A 3,403-nucleotide genomic window follows, 5' to 3' on the forward strand; every position below is an offset into this window, starting at 1 on the left:
TTCACCTTGAAGGCGGAGTTGCGGAGGTAGCACCACAGCACCGTCGCCATGCCCAGCTGGTGGGCGTGGTGGAAGGCCTTCGCGATCTCCTGGATCTGGCGCGTGGACTCGTCGCTGCCGTAGTAGATCGTCGCGCCGACGGCGACCGCTCCCAGCTCGCAGGCCTGCTCCACGGAGGCAAAGAGGATCTGGTCGGCCTTGTTGGGGTAGGAGAGCAGCTCGTTGTGGTTCAGCTTCAGGAGGAAGGGAATCCGGTGCGCGTAGCGGCGGGACACGGCCCCCAGCACGCCCAGGGTGCTGGCCACGGCGTTGCAGCCTGCCTCCATGGCGAGCTTGATGATGTTCTCCGGGTCGAAGTAGATCGGGTTCGGGGCGAAGGAGGCGCCGCCGGAGTGCTCGACGCCCTGGTCCACGGGAAGGATGGAGAGGTAGCCCGTCCCGGCCAGGCGGCCGTGGTTGAAGAGCGTCGTCAGCGAGCTCAGGACGCGGTTGGGACGGTCTGAGGCCGCCACGACTTCATCCACGAAGTCCGGTCCCGGAAGGTGCAGCATGTCCGCTGGGATCGCCTTGCACTTGTGCTCCAGAAGGTCCTTCGCTTCGTCGCCGAGAAGTTTTTCGATCTTTTCAATGTCCTTGCTCATAGCGCTTTTGCCTCCTTAAGGTGTCAAGAGTCCGTCAAACCGTGTCGAGCGTCCGGGGACAGGCCTCCGGGCGGGTAAAGGGGATGAACGTTCAAGCTGTCGTTCAGTCTGCTTAATGAAGATATCACATTCCGCGCGTTACGTCACGTCCTTTTAGCGGAGATCGTCCGGGATGACTGCCTTCATCGAAAGATCATGCGCCCTTCCAGGATGTTCAGCGCGCCCGCTGCGATGAGCGTGGACGACAGGATCGCCACGACGGAGAGCCAGCCGACGAGGGGCGAGAGGAACATCGCGCACGAGCAGGCGATGAGGGCCAGGCTGCTGAGGAGCATGATCCACCATCCGCGGAGGTGGAGGGAGCGCAGGCGGATGCAGGTGACGAGGCGCACGAGGCCAATCCAACACAGCCACGCCGCTACGACCATGGGGATCATGAAGGCCGTCAGTCCGATGCGCGTCAGCATGAGGACGCCCACGATCAGGTCCATGATGCCGAGGAACAGGAACCAGCGGGGATAGAGTGCCTCGCCGCGCAGGGAGAAGCACGGCAGGAGGTAGTTGATCCCGGACAGGCAGAAGCCGATCCCCAGGTAGATCGCCAGGGAGAGCAGCGCCTCCAGGGGGTAGAACAGGCTCCAAAGGCCGAGGAGGATCAGGATAACGCCCGTCAAATAGAGGGTCCAACGCAACGTCTTCATCGAGTTCATACAGCCCACTCCCTTAAAATGAATTTAGGAAGCGCTGATTCATCTCCAAAAGTTGTTGAGAGTAATCAAGGATCATCAAGCTAAGGGGTTCCTTCAGCGCTTCCCTGAAATTTTAACATGGGGCTGCGCTTTTCGGAGAGCCTTTCGGCTGGCGTTCACGGTTCGGCAGTCCACGGTCAAGTCTGTGCGAGGGTGGCGATTCAGAGGCGCCTGGACCATTTGTCGGGCCCCGCGTTTTTTGCGCAGGGCCCAACAAATGCATCCCTCAAGGGGTCACTTCTTCAGAGTGTTCGCCTTGAAGTCCTGAGCCGGCTGGTAGTCCGGATTGATCGCGAGGGCCTTTTCGATCCACTTGAGGGCCTCGGCCTCCTTCTTCAGCTTGTGTGCTGACACCCCCGCCCAGTAGGCCGAGAGGTAGTTGACGGTGGGATGGGCGTCCGCAGCCCGCGAGAACTCCGCATAGGCGTCCTTGTATTTGCCGTTCTTGAACTTGTTGTAGGCGTTGCGCTGCATAATCCCCAGGAGGTTCTTGTCCCCGCCTGAAAGGGCGTAGGTTTCGATGACCTTGGAGTCCGTGGACTGGTTCGGGTCGAAGCCAGGGATCGCCTTGGGCTCTGCCTTCGTCGGCTGGTCGGTCGCTTTTTGGTCTCCCTTCGCCGGCTCGTCGGCCGGTTTGGGCTGTTCCGGAGTGTTTGAGGCCGGCGTTTCATCGGTCGGTGCCGGCTCGGCCGCGGGAGCCGATCCGTCCTGAGGGGCGTTCCCAAAGATCTGGTCGAAGGTCCCGCTGGAGGCGGACGGACGGGAGCTGGCGTACTTGAGAGATTTTATCATCCTGTTGCTGATCGGCTCGACCTTGTCCCCACGGCGGACCAGGGCTGCCTTACCGCCCTTGACGAACGTGCAGTTGCTGTACGCGGGGGCGACCTCCCGGACCTTCAGCACGGCGAGGGCCAAGCGCTCCTGGCCGATGGTTTCACCGTTCATGCCAAGGATCGTCTTGCCGTCGGCATAGACCAGGTACAGGGCTCCTTCCTTGGCGCCCATGGAGGAGCCGATGTCGATCGTGGCCTCCTTGTCGGCCACCGAAAGGACGTGCGAGCTTTCCCCACCCAGCGTCCCTCGGATTCGGGCCGCCAGGCGCGTCACCGAGTCCGAGATGGCGCGGCTCTCCAGCCCGTCGAAGGTGCCCTCCGCCAGGACCGCGCCGCCCATGTACAAGCCGGAGGTCTCGTTGGACGAGTAGCCCGTTTCGGAGAGCGCCAGCCTGACCTCGGCCGTCGAGGTGTCCACGATGCGGACGTCAATGGTGGCCTGCGCCTCCTCCGAGCCCGTCGCGATGCCGATGCTGCCAAAGAGCGGGATCGCACCTCCCGACGCCTTCTTGTTCAGCTCCGTCACCGCGCCCAGGAGGATGTACTGCACGCCCGCGATGCGGCCCAGCTCGGCCGCCGTGCCGGCGTCCACCAGCCCCGACTGCCCCAGCCGGATCTCCTTGCCCACCTTGTCCAGCTGATCCCTCTCGATCACCGAGATCGACTTCGAGCTGGCCAGGGCACGGGTCATCAGGTCCATCACGGCGTTGGCCTGCTGCTGCGTCACGCCCGACGTCTTGCTCTCAAACTGGAAGACTCCGATTCGCACCTTCTCCTCCTGCGCCCGGCAGGGAACGGCAAATAGGGCCAGGGCAAACAACGCTGCTACAATGCTCTTACGCACTCTCATGAATTAAAGCACCTCCGCTTTTCGTCCAAGCGCTCCATCCTGAACTCATTGCCTGTGTGGGTTCATATCCTAGTGGTCCCGGCCCTCGCTCACTCCAGCTTCAGGTCCCTCATGGCCTCCACGTGCTTCATCACGGCCTTGCGCGTGGCCGCGGCCAGGATGCCGTTGACCTTGCCTGCCCCGAATCCGCCGTATTTCGTGATGAGGCCTCCCAGCGTCTGGTTGGAGGCCCCCTGCGCCGCGGCAGCGTAGACCACCTCGCTCGTCTGGTTGTCGATGAGGCGGATGTCGAGGGTCACGTAGGCCGTATTGGAAGCGCCCCCAGCCCCG

General features: G+C 62.7%; 4 protein-coding genes. All 4 read right to left on the reverse strand.

What is annotated here, in order from left to right; all coding sequences use genetic code 11:
- A partial coding sequence (locus tag Q0629_RS08435; RefSeq protein WP_298781354.1) for a class I fructose-bisphosphate aldolase occupies positions 1-641 on the reverse strand: 641 nt, incomplete at its 3' end.
- 182 nt (positions 642-823) lie between these two features.
- Complete coding sequence (locus Q0629_RS08440; protein WP_298781356.1) at positions 824-1,351, reverse strand: DUF308 domain-containing protein; 528 nt, start codon at positions 1,349-1,351, stop codon at positions 824-826.
- A gap of 273 nt (positions 1,352-1,624) precedes the next feature.
- The gene (locus tag Q0629_RS08445; RefSeq protein WP_298781359.1) at positions 1,625-3,073 is read right to left on the reverse strand and encodes a CsgG/HfaB family protein; all 1,449 of its coding nucleotides are present in this window, start codon (positions 3,071-3,073) and stop codon (positions 1,625-1,627) included.
- An 89-nt stretch (positions 3,074-3,162) separates the two neighbouring features.
- Positions 3,163-3,403 (reverse strand): CsgG/HfaB family protein (locus tag Q0629_RS08450; protein WP_298781362.1); only part of this gene is annotated, 241 nt, incomplete at its 5' end.

This window comes from uncultured Fretibacterium sp., assembly GCF_938030725.1.
In the GTDB taxonomy this organism is placed as follows: Bacteria; Synergistota; Synergistia; order Synergistales; family Aminobacteriaceae; genus Fretibacterium.